General features: G+C 32.2%; 18 protein-coding genes and 1 tRNA gene. 15 read left to right on the top strand and 4 right to left on the bottom strand.

What is annotated here, in order from left to right; all coding sequences use genetic code 11:
• Window positions 1–165 precede the first annotated feature (165 nt).
• Both AC0GLR_RS07165 and AC0GLR_RS07160 read right to left on the bottom strand, forming a co-directional pair.
• A complete protein-coding gene (locus AC0GLR_RS07165; RefSeq protein ID WP_495604763.1) occupies window positions 166–462 on the bottom strand; it encodes an ArsR/SmtB family transcription factor in 297 nt (98 codons plus the stop codon).
• Window positions 463–524: 62 nt separating this feature from the next.
• Window positions 525–1,088, bottom strand: coding sequence for a DNA-3-methyladenine glycosylase I (locus AC0GLR_RS07160; RefSeq protein WP_495604762.1), 564 nt, complete (start codon window positions 1,086–1,088; stop codon window positions 525–527).
• Between the two features lie 163 nt (window positions 1,089–1,251).
• Between AC0GLR_RS07160 and AC0GLR_RS07155 the strand changes: the two genes are divergently transcribed.
• The 6 genes from AC0GLR_RS07155 to AC0GLR_RS07130 all read left to right on the top strand — a co-directional run bounded on the left by AC0GLR_RS07155 (window position 1,252) and on the right by AC0GLR_RS07130 (window position 6,454).
• Window positions 1,252–1,992, top strand: coding sequence for an amino acid ABC transporter ATP-binding protein (locus AC0GLR_RS07155; protein WP_495604761.1), 741 nt, complete (start codon window positions 1,252–1,254; stop codon window positions 1,990–1,992).
• An 18-nt stretch (window positions 1,993–2,010) separates the two neighbouring features.
• A complete protein-coding gene (locus tag AC0GLR_RS07150) occupies window positions 2,011–2,874 on the top strand; it encodes a transporter substrate-binding domain-containing protein (RefSeq protein ID WP_495604760.1) in 864 nt (287 codons plus the stop codon).
• Complete coding sequence (locus tag AC0GLR_RS07145; RefSeq protein WP_495604759.1) at window positions 2,871–3,521, top strand: amino acid ABC transporter permease; 651 nt, start codon at window positions 2,871–2,873, stop codon at window positions 3,519–3,521. The genes AC0GLR_RS07150 and AC0GLR_RS07145 overlap by 4 nt, the downstream gene beginning before the upstream one ends.
• Window positions 3,518–4,165 (top strand): amino acid ABC transporter permease, encoded by a 648-nt coding sequence (locus tag AC0GLR_RS07140; RefSeq protein WP_495604758.1) that lies wholly within the window; start codon window positions 3,518–3,520, stop codon window positions 4,163–4,165. The genes AC0GLR_RS07145 and AC0GLR_RS07140 overlap by 4 nt, the downstream gene beginning before the upstream one ends.
• A gap of 139 nt (window positions 4,166–4,304) precedes the next feature.
• Window positions 4,305–5,210 carry a MucBP domain-containing protein gene (locus tag AC0GLR_RS07135; protein ID WP_495604757.1) on the top strand — a complete coding sequence of 302 codons (906 nt, stop codon included), beginning with the start codon at window positions 4,305–4,307 and terminating at the stop codon, window positions 5,208–5,210.
• Window positions 5,211–5,473: 263 nt separating this feature from the next.
• Window positions 5,474–6,454 carry a YhdH/YhfP family quinone oxidoreductase gene (locus tag AC0GLR_RS07130; protein WP_495604756.1) on the top strand — a complete coding sequence of 327 codons (981 nt, stop codon included), beginning with the start codon at window positions 5,474–5,476 and terminating at the stop codon, window positions 6,452–6,454.
• 102 nt (window positions 6,455–6,556) lie between these two features.
• On the opposite strand, the gene AC0GLR_RS07125 is transcribed toward AC0GLR_RS07130, so the two are convergent.
• Window positions 6,557–7,276, bottom strand: a complete 720-nt coding sequence (locus tag AC0GLR_RS07125) for a hypothetical protein (RefSeq protein ID WP_495604755.1) — start codon at window positions 7,274–7,276, stop codon at window positions 6,557–6,559.
• 325 nt (window positions 7,277–7,601) lie between these two features.
• Here AC0GLR_RS07125 and AC0GLR_RS07120 point away from each other — a divergent pair, with 325 nt between their 5' ends.
• The 6 genes from AC0GLR_RS07120 (at window position 7,602) to AC0GLR_RS07095 (ending at window position 12,958) form a co-directional block, all read left to right on the top strand.
• The gene (locus tag AC0GLR_RS07120) at window positions 7,602–9,026 is read left to right on the top strand and encodes an MFS transporter (protein ID WP_495604754.1); all 1,425 of its coding nucleotides are present in this window, start codon (window positions 7,602–7,604) and stop codon (window positions 9,024–9,026) included.
• On the top strand, window positions 9,016–10,239 hold the full coding sequence (locus AC0GLR_RS07115; RefSeq protein WP_495605434.1) for a DUF2075 domain-containing protein: 1,224 nt from the start codon (window positions 9,016–9,018) through the stop codon (window positions 10,237–10,239). Before AC0GLR_RS07120 ends, AC0GLR_RS07115 begins: the two co-directional genes overlap by 11 nt.
• Before the next feature lie 221 nt (window positions 10,240–10,460).
• A complete protein-coding gene (locus AC0GLR_RS07110; protein WP_495604753.1) occupies window positions 10,461–11,906 on the top strand; it encodes a catalase in 1,446 nt (481 codons plus the stop codon).
• Between the two features lie 143 nt (window positions 11,907–12,049).
• Window positions 12,050–12,370 (top strand): DMT family transporter, encoded by a 321-nt coding sequence (locus AC0GLR_RS07105; RefSeq protein ID WP_495604752.1) that lies wholly within the window; start codon window positions 12,050–12,052, stop codon window positions 12,368–12,370.
• Between the two features lie 22 nt (window positions 12,371–12,392).
• Entirely contained in the window at window positions 12,393–12,845 is a 453-nt protein-coding gene (locus tag AC0GLR_RS07100; RefSeq protein ID WP_495604751.1) for an ASCH domain-containing protein, read from the top strand.
• A gap of 40 nt (window positions 12,846–12,885) precedes the next feature.
• A tRNA-Lys gene (locus tag AC0GLR_RS07095) sits at window positions 12,886–12,958 on the top strand.
• A 106-nt stretch (window positions 12,959–13,064) separates the two neighbouring features.
• Here the strand turns inward: AC0GLR_RS07095 and AC0GLR_RS07090 are convergent.
• Window positions 13,065–13,427 carry a MerR family transcriptional regulator gene (locus tag AC0GLR_RS07090; RefSeq protein ID WP_495604750.1) on the bottom strand — a complete coding sequence of 121 codons (363 nt, stop codon included), beginning with the start codon at window positions 13,425–13,427 and terminating at the stop codon, window positions 13,065–13,067.
• Window positions 13,428–13,507: 80 nt separating this feature from the next.
• Between AC0GLR_RS07090 and AC0GLR_RS07085 the strand changes: the two genes are divergently transcribed.
• From AC0GLR_RS07085 to AC0GLR_RS07075, 3 genes are all read left to right on the top strand, one after another.
• On the top strand, window positions 13,508–14,257 hold the full coding sequence (locus AC0GLR_RS07085) for an SDR family oxidoreductase (RefSeq protein WP_495604749.1): 750 nt from the start codon (window positions 13,508–13,510) through the stop codon (window positions 14,255–14,257).
• Between the two features lie 25 nt (window positions 14,258–14,282).
• The gene (locus AC0GLR_RS07080; protein ID WP_495604748.1) at window positions 14,283–14,852 is read left to right on the top strand and encodes a DapH/DapD/GlmU-related protein; all 570 of its coding nucleotides are present in this window, start codon (window positions 14,283–14,285) and stop codon (window positions 14,850–14,852) included.
• Window positions 14,853–15,406: 554 nt separating this feature from the next.
• A complete protein-coding gene (locus tag AC0GLR_RS07075; RefSeq protein ID WP_495604747.1) occupies window positions 15,407–17,191 on the top strand; it encodes an oleate hydratase in 1,785 nt (594 codons plus the stop codon).
• The last annotated feature ends 43 nt before the right edge of the window (window positions 17,192–17,234 follow it).

Genomic DNA, 17,234 nt, shown 5'->3' with positions numbered 1-17,234 from the left:
AGTAGCAATTAAAACTGAAATAATAATTAAAAGTTTTTTCTTAGTCCATTTCTTTTTCCGTTGCAAAATAAAAGCCTCCTTCAAACTTATTTCGATATATATCGAAATTAAATTAAGAGTATTCTATTTCATGAAAAGATGCAAGTTTAAAAAAAGATTTCACGATTATTTCAACGTGAAATCTTTATTAATTACTGGGGTTAAATTTAATTTATTTAGTAAAGGTTGATTAACTGATAGGTACTTTTCATGACCGTCTTTACGCATTTTAGTTAATCCAGCATGACGTAGAATTTTAAAATGGTAAGAAACTGTTGAAAGCGAGAGGTTAAGGTGCGAACTAACTTCTCCACATGTCATTTCAGTTTGATTTTCAATTAAGATTTTTAAAATCTTAATACGATTTGGATCTGACAGAGCTTTAAAAATTTTGGCAAGGTCATTTTCATTATAATTTTCCAAAAATAGCACTCCTTGGTGTGATTAATTAATGACTTTAATTGTAGCACTAAAGACATAGTAATTTACTTTGCAAAACAATCATTTTCATGGTCATTAACCATTCCGCTTGCCTGCATCAATGAATAAACTACAACTGGTCCAGTAAAACTAAAGCCTATTGACTTTAACTGTTTACTAATTTTAGTTGCAAGTTTAGTGGTACTTGGAACATCAGCATGATCTGTAATTGAATTAATGATGGGTTCGTATTTTACAAACTGCCACATTAGTTCAGAGAAATTAGTGTCTTGTTTTTCAAGTTTTTCCATCATTTTTGCATTTTGAATAATAGCATTAATTTTACGTTTGTTTCTAATAATACCAGCATTCTGAAGTAAATCAGGAATTTGCTTCTCCATCTTTGTAACCTGATGATAATCAAAATTATAAAAGGCTTTTTCAAAGTTTTGTTGTTTATGCAGAATTGTTTTCCAGCTTAGTCCCGACTGCATGAGTTCTAGTGATAAAAGTTCAAATAATTTTTGGTTGTCGTAGACTGGTTTGCCCCATATTTCGTCGTGATAGTGCTGCATTAACTCGTCATCGGTATTCGCCCAGGCACAGCGAATTTTAGTATTATTTTTCATTTAAAAGTTCCTTTCTGAAGCAATTAATTTAGCTAGCTTGAAATTAAAATTTGTGGCTGATGTCACATAACGTGACAGGAAGTATGGTGCTTTCTTTGATTGTACTATAGAGTTGCAGTTAACCTATAATACGCATTTTTAAGAAAGACAGGAGGTACATTTTATGGCGGAAATTATTAAATTTCAAGATGTTGAAAAATATTACGGTGATTTTCACGCTCTTTATGACATTAATTTGAAAATTAATGCTGGAGAAACTGTGGTTCTGATTGGACCATCAGGTTCTGGGAAGTCGACTTTACTACGAACTATCAATGGTTTGGAAGATATTCAAAAAGGAAAATTAGTGGTAGATGGTATGGATCTTTCTAGTAAAGATACTAATGTCAATAAATTAAGAACGGATGTTGGAATGGTATTTCAACATTTTAATTTGTATAACAATAAGACGATTTTAGAAAATATTATGTTGGCGCCACAGATTGTGTTGAAACGTCCTAAAGATAAAAATCGTAAAATTGCTGATGAATTGTTAGCTAAAGTTGATTTATCAAATCAAGGAGCAAAATATCCAGCTCAATTGTCGGGTGGACAAAAACAGCGGATTGCCATCGCTCGTTCTTTGGCAATGGATCCACGAGTATTGTTGTTTGATGAACCTACTTCTGCTTTAGATCCCGAAATGGTTGGTAGTGTATTAAATGTTATGCGTGATATTGCGATGAATTCTGACATGACTACCTTAGTAGTTACTCATGAGATGGATTTCGCTAAGGCAGTTGCTGATCGTGTGATTTTCATGGCTGATGGAAAAATTTTAGAAGACTCTTCAACCGATGAATTCTTCAAACGTCCTAAAACAGAACGAGCACGTCAATTTCTATCACAAGTTGAACATCATTAAGAAATGAGGTGAATCATTATGAGTAAAGCAAAGTTAAAACGAATGGGTTTGTTTGCCTCTGTAATTCTTGTGATTATCTTGATTGGTGGATTAATGCTAGGGATTAATGCTCGTGAACGGCAAAATAAGGAAACCGATGCTTTATCACAAATCAAACAAACACACGTGATGCGTTGGGGAGTTAAAAGTGATACTCGTTTATTTGGTTTGATTAGTCCGAAAACTGGTCAGAGTGAAGGTTTTGACGTAGATATTGCTCGTGCCATTACGAAGCAGATTGCAAAAGATAATCATACGAACATCAAGTCAGAATTTACCCCCGTTACTACTAATTCGAAGATTCAACTGTTGAAAAATAAGCAGGTTGATGCTGTGGCCGCTTCCATGACTATTACACCGGAACGTGCTAAAATCGTTGATTTTTCTAAGCCTTATTTTCCTGCGGGTCAATCAATTTTAGTTAAAAAGAATTCGGGAATTAAGAGTATTAAAGATTTAAATAATCCTAAATTTACGATTATTGGTGTGATGGGAACGACCGCCTTGGATACTACCAAGAAATTTGCTCCTAAAGCTCATTTAATTGCGATGCCTGATAATTCACAGGCGTTTAGTGCTTTGGAGTCTGGTCAAGGACAGGCGATGACCACTGATAATGCAATTTTGTACGGTTTTACTCAGCAAAGTAATAACGTTGAAGTGGTTGGTAAACCGTTTACCAACCAGCCTTATGGATTAGGCGTTGATAAAGGGCAGACCCAGTTAAACAATGCAGTTAACAAGGCTTTGGCTGAAATTATCAAAAATGGCACTTATAACCGCTTGATTAAAAAATGGTTCTCAAATATTCCTGGACTAGACTGGAGGGATTTGACAAAATGATCAATATTTTTATGCAAAACTGGCAGACCATTTTAAATGGATTTTGGATTACAATTTTGTCATCCTTAATTGGGTTAGTCGGTTCATTATTGTTAGGAACTATTTTTGCCCTTATGGAATTGGCACCTAATAAGATTTTAAGATTTATTGGAAATGCCTTTGTTGAATTCTTTAGAAACATTCCTTTATTGGTAATTACACTATTTTTCTATGTTGTGGTCGCCAAAGACTTTAAAATTTCTGGTTTCTGGGCTGGAACAATCGGACTGATTTTATACACCTCTGCTTTCGTTGCTGAATGTATTCGTGGTGGGATTAATTCGGTCGATGAAGGACAAATGGAAGGGGCACGTGCAAACGGTTTAACTTATACGCAAGCTATGATTCATATTGTGTTGCCACAAGGTTTTAAACTGGCGATCCCTTCGTTAGGAAATCAGTTTATTAATTTAGTTAAAAATTCGTCAATTCTATCATTTGTGGCTGGATTTGATTTAATGTATCAGGCGAATGTAATCTCTGGTGCAAATCTTGATCCGTTTAATACGTATATTATTGTGGGAATTTTTTACCTAATGATTACGGGTCCGTTATCAACAGTAATGCGTCAAATCGAAGATAGATTAGGAAAGGGGAGATTACAATGAGTGGAGCCTTTAGTTCAATCAACCTACACTATCTATTGGGAGGACTAGGAATCACGATTATTGTATCGCTGATTTCAATCATTATTAGTTTTTTCGTGGGATTAATTTTAGGGGTTATTTTGTATGAAGATATCCCTTATTTTTCCCGTACAGTTCGATTTATAGTTAATACGATTAGAAATTTACCATTACTATTGTTGATATTTTTTACGTACTTTGCACTGCCAAAATTGGGAGTTGAGTTAAATGCTTTTGCAGCCACTGTGGTTGCTATGTCTGTTTTTGAGGCAACGATGGTTGCTGAAATTATTCGAGGCGGCTTGTTGTCAATTGGGCAAGGACAAAAAGAAGGGGCACTCTCAACTGGAATGACAAATTTGCAAACATTATGGTATATCGAATTACCACAAGCATTGAAACGTTCCATTCCACCTTTGATTTCGCAGTTTATTTCTTTAGTAAAAGATACTTCTTTGGCAACTGCCATTGTACTTCCAGAAATGATGTTTCGTTCTCAAGTAATTTACGGACAAAATCCAAACTACATGATTCCGATGTTTGTTTTGATAGCAGCGTTATACTTTATCGTCAATTATAGTTTGTCACTGCTAGCAAAATGGTTTGATAGACGAATGGTGTCATAATTAATAGAAATTAAAATAACCATCCAAACTAATCTTTGGATGGTTATTTGTTACTGATTAACGGTTGTTTTGATTGTGAAATGTTATACTTGAATTGAACCTTAGATTACTTTAATAACAAGTGAATGGAGTATAAAACATGAATATTAAGAAAATGGCATCAATATTTTTAGTTAGTTCATCATTATTAGGAGTTGGGATTATTGCACCTAACTTGACACATGTTAATGCACAAAATACTCAAACTTCACAGAACAATGATCAAGGCGTAATTACAGTTAATTATGTTGATCAAAACGGGAAAACGATTAGACAATCTACTACAGCAACTGGTAAGTCCGGAAGCACATATGTAGCATCAGTTCCTAACATTTCTGGATACACTTATTCTAAAATTGAAAATGGTCAAAATGATAGTTATGGTCCCCAAATGGTCTTTGGTGGTAGTGATCCTGCCACGCATAATGAAAGTATGACAATCGTTTATAAATCATCTGGCAATAGTTCTAATGGTTCAACTAGTACTACTGGAAATAAAGGAACAGCTACAACTCCAGCTAAAAACGGAAGCAGTAATAATTCTAATAAAAACACTACTTCTAATTCTACGAGCGGAACAAATAAAGATAATAATTCTAATAATTCGAAATCTGGCACGAATAAGAATGCTACTAATGGAACTAACAAAAATTCAAGTTCGACTAAGACAAATGAAGTAACTGCAAATTCTGACGCTAAAAACGTGACTAAGAATAATAATGAAAATAAAGCTAATGTAAGTGCAAGTAATACAAATAAATCTAATGATAAACAAGATAAAAATTTAGATTCTAATGTAGATAAGAAGAATAAAACTAACAATAAAAAAGACAAAAACAAAGATAAAAATGATGATAAGAATAGTGATAGCACTAAGAAAAAGGATCAAAAGAAAACTCATCATAGTGTCATCCCTTGGATAGTAAGTGGAATTATCATAGTAGCAATTGCAGGGATTGCATTTGCTTGGCATGAACTTAGAAAACCACGTCATTTTAGACATTAATAGTTAAATTAAACAATTAAAATTTTTCAACATTATTAATGAAGTTTAACAATGAATCTGATTCAACTATTCAAAAATAATTATCAGAAAAAATTTAAAATCCTCGTAAATCAACATTTGCGAGGATTTTATTTTTGGAAATTTGTGTAAAATGGGGAAAAGTTAAACCTATTTAACTGAATATTCATAATGTTTTTCTTTGTGAAATTTATATATTATAAGCTAATTGAATAGATAATTCTTAAAATAAAAAAGGATATTTTATGGAAAAAAATAAAGCAATTGTTATAAACAAAATAAGTAATTCAATAGATGTTAAATTAACTAACAAAAAATTGAGACCATTGAATGATCATGAAGTTATAATCCAAAATATGTATTCTGATTTAAATTATAAAGATATGTTAGCTACTAAACTAAATTCTGGGGTAATTAAAAATTATCCAATTGTTCCAGGGGTTGATTTGAGTGGAATAATCACAGAATCAAAAAGTAACAAATTCAAAAAAGGAGATATAGTTTTAGTAACTGGATATGGATTAGGTACAATCATTGACGGTGGTTTAGAAGAATATACTATTGTTCCTGATAATTGGATTATCAAAATACCTAGTAATTTAAATCCTAGGGAAGTTATGCTATATGGAACGGCAGGATTAACAGCAGGATTATCAATAAATAAACTTATAAAAAACAATCCAAATAAAGATAAAAAAATTTTAATAACTGGTGGTTCAGGTGGCGTAGCAAGTATTGCGGTAAGGATTTTAAATAAGCTTGGATATAAAAATATAACATTAGCTACAAGGTCTTTAAACAAAGAAAAAGAGTTGAAAAAATTAGGTGCCACAAACGTTATAACAAATGAATCACTTAGAACGAATAAATTACTAGATCATCAAAAATATGACTTAGTAATTGACACAATCGGAGAAAAAACTATTGAAAATATTTTTCCACAGATCAAATACAATGGTGCAATAAGTATTTGTGGTAATGTATCTGGATCAAATTTAAACACAAATATATTTCCATTTATTCTAAGAAATATAACTTTATACGGTATAGATTCAGTAAATATACCTATTTCAGAAAAAGAATACATTTGGGATAAATTATCTAATCAGTGGAATATAGTAGAATCAATTAACTATGATGAAATATCTCTTAATACAGTATTGGATAAAATAACAAAAATAGCTGAAGGAAATAATTTTAAAAGAAATTTAGTCAAAATTAATTAAAGATATTTTTCAGAAAATGAGCTCAATTAAAAAACAGCCGTCATCATTAATTTGATGGCGGTTTGTTTTTATAAATTTTTCTTCTTGAATAATATTTTGTTTTTAAGATTTTAACTCATATGTTCCATCACTATTAACAAGATAATTATCTAATGTTCCACTACCACCCTGACTATGAATGCTTTTTGAAGTTGTTTGTATTTCATATACACCATTTGAACTAGATATAAGATCATAATAAACATCATCATCATATCCAAGTGAATTTTTTAAAACATTAATTGCTTCACTAGAGTTATTAACCACGTTTCCATTTTGAGCATTTGAAGTGGTCTGAGCACTAGCGGCAGGTTGACTAGATTCTGAACTTGAATTAGTACTTTGCGAATTTACATTATTTTTATTATAAGTTTGTGAAGTAGAACTTGTTTTATTATTAACGGGAGTACTTGCACTTCCATTTGTTGAATTTTTAGAATTCCCATTATTATTTACAGTCACACTAGAACTTTTGGTAGAATTATTTTCTTTTTTGCTAGAACTATTCTTACTACTTGGTTCAGTTTTTGTTTTTTCAGTATTATTTGTATCAGAACTTGATGAATTATCATCATTATTTGAATCTAAATCATTTTTGTTAACTTTATCATCTGTTTTTTTAGAATTTTTGTGTTTATTAACTTTTTTCGTTTTTTTCTCAGTTTTAACATCATGGTTGGCTTTATTTTTATCTGTACTATCATGATGAGCGTAAATCAAAATTCCACAAATAATTACAAGAATACCAACAATACCTGATATAAGAAGCTTCTTACTTTTCAATTCATTTCTCCCTTAATTAGTGACTAATATAAAAATATCTTAATTAAGTATATATACTATAGTTTGCAAAAACAATCCTTATAATTAATTGTTCCTAATAAAGAAAACTTTATAATATCACGAAGAGATAATTATGGATAAAAACAAACTTCTTAATTACTTGCGATAGATAATTGAGAAATTTTTCAAAAAAATTGAGTAAATTTCATCCAAAGCTAATAATCAAGAATTGATTAAAAATGTTATAATTAAGCAAAATGACATCTTTAAAATATTATGATGACGCTATGTTGCGTCTTTTTTAGATTACAGGAGGATTCTAGTTTTGAATGAAAATGAACAGGTTTCTACTCAAAGTAAACTAGCAATTTTGGCGACAGCTTTATTATCATTCGTTGGAGTTTTATTGGAAACATCCATGAATGTTACTTTTCCCGAATTAGCGAAAATTTTTAATGTTCCACTTGATACAATTCAATGGATTACCACGGGATATTTATTATTAACCACGATTACAATGTCGACTACTGCCTTTTTACTGAAAAAATTTCCAATAAAAAAAGTCTTTATGGCTGCTGCATTGTTATTTATCATTGGTGATTTTTTGAGTATGATTGCTCCTAATTTTGCGATTTTACTAATCGGACGTTTGATACAAGCTGGAGCAACTGGTTTGTCGATGCCAATGATGTATCAAGTGATTTTCATCACAGTTCCAAGACGTAAAACTGGAACATACGTGGGGATTGCCTCAATGGTAATTTCCCTAGCACCAGCTTTAGGACCCACATATGGTGGGGCAATGTCTTCACTCTTATCATGGCGTTTTATTTTTGTTGCGGTGCTTCCCATTGCTTTAATTACATTTTGGATTGGAATTAAAAATATCAATATTAAACCGCTTGGAATTAAAAAACATTTTGATTTTATCGCTTTGGCATTAATGTCAATTACATTTTTTTCTTTCGTATGGGCTGCCAATCGTTTTGGTACCAAAGACACCAGCTTAGTTAGTTGTATTGCTCCGATTATAATTGGATTGATTACGCTGGGACTCTTTTTATATGTCAATAATCATGGAGTTTCGCAACTGATTTCATTTAGTCCGATGAAAATTCCAGCAGTATCGATGGATGCAATTACTTATATGTTATTAATGTTCATTAATATTGGAATTTCCTTTGTAATTCCAATTTATGCAGAAATTGTTTTACACGTTACGCCTTTAACAGCAGGTTTGATTTTATTACCCGGATCGATTGTGGGTGGAATAACTTCACCAATCTCGGGCATGGTCTACGATCGGTGGGGTGCCTTTAAGCCAATTTTGACAGGAATGTTGGTTTTAACTTTTGCTACATTTTTATTTAGTATTTCTAGTTCATGGGCTACTCCCGTTAAATTAACTATTTTATTTACATTATTACGACTTGGAATCAACATGGCATTTTCAAATACAATTTCAAATGCCCAAGCTAATGCACCACTCAAAGCTTCGGCTGATATTAATTCAATTTTTAACATGTTGCAGCAATATGCTGGTTCTTTAGGAACAAGTATTTTAGCTTCAGTTTTGGCAATTCATCAAAATCAAGCTCATTCTGCAGGTGAAATTGTGCATCAAACGATGCTTGGAGGACACGTTGACTATACAATCTTATTTATCATTGCAATAGGAATTACGATTTTAGCCTTTATTAACTGGCATTTTCAAGCTAGAAGGAGTGAACTAAGTGGAAATCAAGAATGATGCAGTACAGAAAGTGGCTCCAAATCTCCATAATTTAACTGACGAACAAAAGCAATTAATTAAAAGAATTCAAAAATTTATTAATCAACGAATTGACCAGCCAAAACCATCTATTTTTACGATTTATGGTGATTGCGGAACTGGAAAAAGCGTTATTTTGAGTCAGTTATTTTTTGATATACAACAAGCCGCTCACGATAAAAATAATAGGCTATTCGGGACGAAAAATTACTTTTTAGTTAATCATCCGGAAGTTTTGAAAGTTTATAAGAATATTGCTGGTACTGAAAATAACATTCTAAAGAAAAACTTTATGCGTCCAACTTCTTTTATTAATCAGTTAAAGAAAAAGGATGAGAAAGCGGATGTCGTAATTGTCGATGAAGCTCATTTGTTATTGTCAGAACCAGATCATTACAATAATTTCTATGGTGAAAATCAATTAGAAGAGATTATTAAACTTAGTAAAGTTGTGATTTTAGTTTTTGATATGCATCAAGTGATTCAAACGAAAAATTATTGGGATCAAAAGTGTCTTGATCAAATTTTAAAGCCATATTTTCACGAAAGTTATCATTTAACACATCAATTTAGGATTACGGCTAAACCTGATTTAGTTCATTGGATGAATGAATTTAGTGAGGGTAATTTATTATCAATTCCGAAGGATGCAGACGATGGTTATGACTTTCGGATTTATGCGGATGCTGAATCAATGCGAAAAGAAATCGTAAAACGAAATCATGAAGTGGGATTATCGCGAATTGTTTCAACTACTGGTTATCCTTCAACGCTCGATGGTGGTAAACATTATATTTATGAAAGCGGTGGTTTTAAAATGCCGTGGGATCAATATAATTATACTAGTACCCCTTGGGCTGAAATTCCTAAGAGTATTGATGAAGTTGGTTCTATTTATACTTGTCAGGGATTTGATTTAAATTATGTAGGTTTGATTATCGGTCCGCCAATTTATTTAGATCCCGAAGATCATAAAATTAAGGTTGATTTGAGTAAACAAACTAATACAGAAGTTATCAAACGTCGTAAAGATATTTCTAATCCGAAAGAATTTGATCGAATCAAAAAGCAAATTATTTTAAACTCATTAAATGTATTAATGAAACGAGGAGTTTATGGAACATATATTTATGCTCATGACCCTGCATTAAGAGAAGCATTATTGAAGAGTTATCGAAAAATTAAAGGTTAAAAACGAAGAAGATAAAGTCATAATGAATTTATCTTCTTTTTTATATCGTTATTTAAAAAAATGGGATATTGCTGGAACAAGTCAGTTTAAGTATTATCCAAAGCAACCTCCAAAAACTTTTATTTTCATATGAGCCTTTATATTGACATTGACTATAAACAGATATGTAATGAAGTTGTAAATTGCATGCAATTAATATAACGACAGATAGAGCAACTACTATGACAAAAAAATTAACCACTAAAGCCGGACAACCATGGGCTAATAATGAACATTCTCAAACTGCTGGAGTTCGTGGACCTGTTTTGATGCAGGATTATCAACTTTTAGAAAAGCTAGCACATTTTAACCGGGAACGAATTCCAGAAAGAGTTGTTCACGCGAAAGGTGCAGGAGCCAAGGGAGTCTTTAAACTTACTCATGATATGAGCAAGTACACCAAGGCGGACTTATTTAATGATGTTGGAAAAGAAACACCAATGGCAGCTCGTTTTTCTCAAGTTGCTGGAGAAGCTGGATATCCTGATACAATTCGCGATGTTCGTGGATATGCACTTAAGTTTTACACTCGTGATGGTAATTATGACATTGTTGGAAATAATACCCCGGTCTTCTTTATTAATGATCCGTTGAAGTTTCCTGATTTCATTCATTCGCAAAAGCGAGATCCACAAACACATATGCGTGATGATGAAATGCAATGGGATTTTTGGTCACATTCACCCGAATCAGTACATCAAGTTACTTACTTAATGGGTGACCGTGGTAATCCAGCTAGTTATCGAAACATGAATGGATATGGCAGTCACACATATAAATGGGTTAACAAAGATGGTGAAGCGGTTTGGGTTAAATATCACTTTATTAGTCAGCAGGGAGTCAAAAATATGACTGATGAAGTTGCTGCAAAAGCAGCTTCTGAAGACACAGATTACTTACTACATGATTTATATGATGCAATCAAAAATCATAATTATCCAACTTGGAAAGTTTGTGTACAAATCATTCCTTATCAAGCTGGACTTGATTATCACGATGATATTTTTGATGTTACCAAAGTTGTTTCTCATCATGATTATCCACTACAAGAAGTTGGAGAATTTACTTTAAATGAAAATCCAACTAATTATTTTGACGAAGTGGAAGAAATCGCTTTTTCACCTGCCAATTTAGTCCCAGGAATTGAAGCTTCTCCAGACAAACTATTGCAAGGACGATTATTTGGATATAAAGATGCGCAACGATATCGTTTAGGTGCCAATTTTGAACAATTAGAAGTTAATCGGCCTAAAAATGAAGTTCATACTTATGAACGAGATGGGGCAATGGCTGATCATCAAGGAAATGGTGTTAATTACGAACCTAATAGTAAAGGCGGTCCAGTCGAAGATCCTAATGCAGCTGTAAAACCAGCCCAACTTCATGGAGAAACTGGCACTTATAAACCCTATGACCAGGACTTCTACACACAAGCTGGAGATCTGTATCGCTTGTATAGTAAAGAAGAACAAGATCGATTAATTGCTACGATTAAAAAAGGACTTGGGTCGGTTGATAATCATGAGATTCAAGTTTTAGAAACAAGACAATTTTATCAAGCTGATCCAGATTATGGCACAAGAGTGGCTAATGCACTTGGTCTAGATTTAGATGAAATCAAAAGTTAATTGACATTGATTATTTAATTTAGTATTATCAATTTAAAATAATTTAATATTAATCGCCACCGGGCGAGAAAGCATTTATGGAGTTCATTAGGTCAATGAAGAACTTTATAGATGCTTTTATTTTTTTAAGGAGAATAAATAAAATGACGTGGATCTATTTGATAATTGCAGGAATATTTGAGGTTGTTTGGGCAACTACAATGAAATTAAGTAACGGTTTTACAAATTTATTTTTTAGTATTACTACTATTTTAGGAATGATATTAAGTTTTGGATTTCTAGCTTTAGCAGTTAAACATTTGCCTTTAAGTATTGCCTATCCAGTTTGGACGGGGATTGGCGCTGTTGGTTCTATCATTGTTGGAGTAATCTTTTTCAAAGATCAAATTCCCATGATAACTTGGGTATTTATTGCATTGTTAATTATTGGTATTATTGGAATAAAGATGACTGCAGGACACTAATAACAATGCAAAGGATTTTCTGATGACGCCTTTAGAGTATTTTGAACAAGCCAAAGCATCTCATGCAATTTCAAGTGATGCCAAGTTACAAGCTAGTTATCAATATGGCGTTGAATCCGATAAATTAGCGCATTTGGTTTTGACTGGGACTAAGACTGCAACTACTAGTGCCTTAGATTTGTATGAAACTGATGAACCATTACCTATTAAAAATGCATATGATGTAATTTTAGATGGAAATGATGATCCATTTTGTATCATTCAGAATGATGATGTTAAAATCTGTAATTATTTAGATGTTAATGAAAAACATGCTTATCAAGAAGGTGAGGGTGATCGAACTCTAAGTTATTGGAGAAAAGTTCATCAAGATTTTTTTGTTAAGGAATATCAAGAGATGGGACAGCAGTTTGAACCAAAAACCGCTAAAATGGTTTTGGAAACTTTTCACGTTGTTTATCCAATCAATTGTTGAAATTTTTTAATAAGATGTTAGAATAATTAAGTAGGGTTCTGGGCGGCTAGCTCAAATGCTAGAGCAGCGGATCCTTTGTCCGAAAGATTGAGGTTCAATTCCTTGGCTGCCCATTTATACTAAAAATAACTGTCTATTAGACAGTTATTTTTTTATTTATAATTAAATTATTAGAAGGTAAATAATGATTACTAAAAAAGAAGTTTTAACTAATTAATTTTAATGAACGTTTTTGAAGGCTCCTTGATCATATAATTCTAACTTATGATCAATAATGTTTACAGATTTTTGCATGATTTTAATTTGCTTTTTTAACTTTTGTTGTTCTGTGGCTAAAATTTGTCTTCTAAGACTGGTCGTATCCTCATTACGATTAAATAAATCCATATATTCAACTAATGATTTAACAGAAAGACCTGCTCTTCTCATGCATTTGATAAAGTTGATGGCTTCTAAGTCTGTTTCAGTGTAATTACGAATTCCATTTTTTCTTTGAATTGGTGCAATCAGTCCGCTTTTTTCATAATAACGAAGAGTTACTGCGGTTAAACCCGTTATTTCACTAACTTCTTTAATTTTCATAAATTATAAGCTCCTTTCTTGACTTAACCTTAACGTTAAGGTTTATATTTAGCTTAGTCAAATTGAAAGGGGAATTTATAATGACAATTAAAAATAAAGTAGTAGTAATCACAGGCGGATCATCAGGAATGGGTGAAGCAACCGCAAAATTAGCACTTGAAAGAGGGGCTAAGGTGGTAGTTGGTTCGCGTAACCAAGCAAAATTAGAAAAGATGGCAATGGAAGTTTCTCATCCAGAAAACTTTGCTTACAAATTGACTGATGTAACTAAATCAGAAGATGTACAGGCTTTGGTGGATCTAGCTATTGAAAAGTTTGGCAAGTTAGATGTTCTTTATAACAATGCTGGGATTATGCCACAAGGAATGGTTGATGATCCTAAAAAATTAGCAGAATGGCAAGCAATTTTAAACACTAATATTATGGGTGTATTAAATGGAATTGTCGCAGCAGTACCACAAATGAAGAAACAAGGAAACGGTTTGATTATGGCAACCGATTCAGTAGCTGGTCATGTTGTTTATCCTGGTTCAGCTGTTTACAATGGTTCTAAATTTGCAGTGCGTGCTATTATGGAAGGCTTAAGACAAGAACAGCATCAAAATGGAATTAAGACTGGGATTGTTTCACCTGGTGCGGTAAATACCAACTTGATGTCGACTATTAATGACGATAAGATTAGAGAACAAATTGAAACAGCTAATAACAGTACTAAAAATGGCTGGTTATACCCAGAAGATATCGCAGAAATTGCCGTCTTCATGATGAGTCAGCCTGACAATGTTGATATTAATGAGATATTAGTACGTCCAACTGATCAAGGAATTTAATACAATAAACATTTAAGGAGCTATTATGAATAATAATCAAAAAAAAGATAAAATTTTTAATCGGGCCCTTGAAGGTAAAGTGTTAAATTTTAATGATCCTGAATTTAGAGAAATAGAAAAAATTCAACGTTACACCAATTCGTTAGTAATTCAGTTTAATCAGGAACCTGATGAACTTAAACGTAGGAAAATATTAAGTGAAATTTTAAATTATGATGTTCCAGAAGGAACTGAGGTAAGTCAGCCGCTTAATACTGACTTTGGCGGACATATTTTTTTAGGTAATCATGTTTTTGTTAATGCTGACTGTATGTTTGTAGATCTTGGAGGTATTTATCTTGAGGATCATGTTTTAATTGGTCCTCGAGTAACTTTAATTTCAGTTAACCATGTCAAAGATCCCGAACAAAGAAGAAATATTGTTCCTAAGTCAGTTCATATTAAAAAGAATGCTTGGGTAGGTGCAGGATCAATCATTTTGCCAGGGGTTACAGTTGGTGAAAATGCAATTGTGGGAGCAGGTTCAATTGTTACTAAAAATGTGCCTGATAATGATTTAGTAGTAGGTAATCCAGCTAATTCAATTAATAATTAATATTAACGCTTAAAACTAATTCTTGATTGAATTGTTACTTTTAGATGAAGATAAAATATATTTATTTAACCGTAGTTGTTTTTAGAACTAAAAATATTAATCCCTATATAAAGAATAATAGATATTTAACAGTTAAACTTATTTTAAATTTAAAGATATAAGCACTAATATTTTAAGGAAACTATTTATATTGATTTAAGAACTTTCATTTTTAATGAAAGTTCTTTTTTCTTGACTTAGAGTACACTCTAAGTAATAAAGTCAAGATATTAAAGAAGGAGGTGTAGATTTATTACTGAAAAGGAAGAGCATTATTCAATTAGTAAGTTTGGTTGCAAGAGGATAAATCCTCGCTAAATGGCGGGGATTTTTTATATTCTAATAAATAATTGGAACATCACCCCACTAATAAAATAAGGTGTGCAATTATCCTATTAATTAATTTTCCTTTAAATGTCTTATTTTTCAATTTATTTAATTGTTTTAATTGCGATTTTGTTTTAAAGTTTAGTTTGTGGAATAGTGAACAATCTTTTGAGAAGAGGCAATTAATAATGGTTAAATATGCGACAGGAAATTATTATAATTTGGTACACCCTAAAAAAACTGATGGGGTGGAGAAGCGTCATGCTTACATTGTGGGTGCAGGTTTAGCTGGATTAGCATCAGCAGTGATTTTAATTCGAGATGGATATATGCCTGGTAAAAATATCACAATTTTTGAAGAAAAAGATCAGGCAAGTGGATCTTTGGAAGCATTTAAAGATATTAACGGCGGGTATGTATCACCTGGTGGTCGAGAAATGGAAGATCACTATGAGTGTTTGTGGAATTTATATAGTTCAGTACCTTCTTTAGATGAACCAGGGAAAAGCTGTTTAGATGAATATTATTATGTAGATAAAGAAGATCCTAACAAATCTAACTGTCGTTTAATTCATAATCGCGGACAACAACTTAAAAATGATAATGAATATACTCTGGATTATAAAGCATTAAAAGAAATGATTGATTTAGTGTTGGTTCCAGAAAGCAAACTAGATGGTAAAACGATTGAAGATGTTTTTGATGACAACTTTTTTGCTTCTAACTTTTGGACTGATTGGCAGACTATGTTTGCTTTTGAAAGATGGCAGTCAGCAGCAGAAATGCGTCGTTATTTAATGCGTTTTATTCACCACGTAGATGGTTTAACTGATTTTACTGCTTTGAAATTTAACCGTTATGATGATTATCAATCAATGAGTGAACCTTTAGTAGCTTACTTAAAAGATCATCAGGTTAATTTTGAATATCAAACTCAAGTAGAAAATGTAGAAGTTAAACATGATGGGGATCAAATTGCAGCTCACAAGATTGATCTTACTCAAAATGGTAAAAGCAAATCCATTACTGTAGATCCAATGGATTTAGTGTTCGTTACTAATGGTTCGATTACAGAATCAACTACTTATGGCTCACATGATGAAGCACCAATTCCAAACGAGTCATTAGGTGGAAGTTGGAAACTATGGGAAAAATTGGCTGCTCAAGATAGTCGATTTGGACATCCGGATGTTTTTTGTAAAACTATTCCTGAAAAAGCATGGAAGACCAGTGCTACATTAACTTTGAAAAACAAAGATATCGCTCCTTATATTGAAAAGTTAACTAAACGTCCGTTATTTAATTATGATAAATGTGAGACTGGCGGAATTATTACTATTACCGATTCAAATTGGGGGATGAGTTTTACCATTCATCGCCAGCCTGCTTATAAAGGTCAGCCAAAAGATGAAGTAATTTTATGGTTGTACGGTTTATATTCAGATACGAAAGGTAATTATATCCAAAAGCGCATGCCTGAATGTTCCGGAAAAGAATTGACGGAAGAACTTTTGTATCATTTGGGAGTTCCTGAAGATAAAATTGCAGAGATGTCCGATATTAAGAATATTCAAGCAATTCCAGATTACATGCCATTTATTACTAGTTATTTTCAGTTGCGAACTGCGGATGATCGTCCAGATGTTGTCCCAGCAGGTTCAACTAATTTAGCATTCATTGGTAACTTTGCTGATTCAGGTACAAGAGACGTTGTCTTTACTACAGAATATTCAGTTCGAACTGCTATCGAAGCTGTTTATGAGTTATTAAAGATTGACCATACTGTTCCAGAAGTCTATCCATCTGTTTTTGATATTAGAACTTTGATGAGTGCCATGTACTATTTAAATGATCAAAAAACATTGGAAGAAATGGACTTACCAATAACAGAAAAATTAGGAGCAAAATTGTTATTGAAGAAAGTTAAGGGGACTTGGATTGAGGAATTATTAAAAGAAAGCAAATTAATTTAAGTCTAAAAATAAGCCGCTAATTATTAGCAGCTTATTTTTTTGG

Source organism: Fructilactobacillus sp. YLN 2412, assembly GCF_059488745.1.
This window is presented reverse-complemented; position numbering and strand designations above follow the sequence as displayed.

Excerpts from the sequence above, each read along its gene's own strand:
- AC0GLR_RS07135 (WP_495604757.1), top strand. The coding sequence starts at position 4,305 with ATGAATATTAAGAAAATGGCATCAATATTTTTAGTTAGTTCATCATTA.
- AC0GLR_RS07130 (WP_495604756.1), top strand. The coding sequence starts at position 5,474 with ATGGAAAAAAATAAAGCAATTGTTATAAACAAAATAAGTAATTCAATA.
- AC0GLR_RS07140 (WP_495604758.1), top strand. The coding sequence starts at position 3,518 with ATGAGTGGAGCCTTTAGTTCAATCAACCTACACTATCTATTGGGAGGA.
- AC0GLR_RS07150 (WP_495604760.1), top strand. The coding sequence starts at position 2,011 with ATGAGTAAAGCAAAGTTAAAACGAATGGGTTTGTTTGCCTCTGTAATT.
- AC0GLR_RS07110 (WP_495604753.1), top strand. The coding sequence starts at position 10,461 with ATGACAAAAAAATTAACCACTAAAGCCGGACAACCATGGGCTAATAAT.
- AC0GLR_RS07090 (WP_495604750.1), bottom strand. The coding sequence starts at position 13,427 with ATGAAAATTAAAGAAGTTAGTGAAATAACGGGTTTAACCGCAGTAACT.
- AC0GLR_RS07105 (WP_495604752.1), top strand. The coding sequence starts at position 12,050 with ATGACGTGGATCTATTTGATAATTGCAGGAATATTTGAGGTTGTTTGG.
- AC0GLR_RS07100 (WP_495604751.1), top strand. The coding sequence starts at position 12,393 with ATGACGCCTTTAGAGTATTTTGAACAAGCCAAAGCATCTCATGCAATT.
- AC0GLR_RS07075 (WP_495604747.1), top strand. The coding sequence starts at position 15,407 with ATGGTTAAATATGCGACAGGAAATTATTATAATTTGGTACACCCTAAA.
- AC0GLR_RS07085 (WP_495604749.1), top strand. The coding sequence starts at position 13,508 with ATGACAATTAAAAATAAAGTAGTAGTAATCACAGGCGGATCATCAGGA.
- AC0GLR_RS07160 (WP_495604762.1), bottom strand. The coding sequence starts at position 1,088 with ATGAAAAATAATACTAAAATTCGCTGTGCCTGGGCGAATACCGATGAC.
- AC0GLR_RS07080 (WP_495604748.1), top strand. The coding sequence starts at position 14,283 with ATGAATAATAATCAAAAAAAAGATAAAATTTTTAATCGGGCCCTTGAA.
- AC0GLR_RS07155 (WP_495604761.1), top strand. The coding sequence starts at position 1,252 with ATGGCGGAAATTATTAAATTTCAAGATGTTGAAAAATATTACGGTGAT.
- AC0GLR_RS07145 (WP_495604759.1), top strand. The coding sequence starts at position 2,871 with ATGATCAATATTTTTATGCAAAACTGGCAGACCATTTTAAATGGATTT.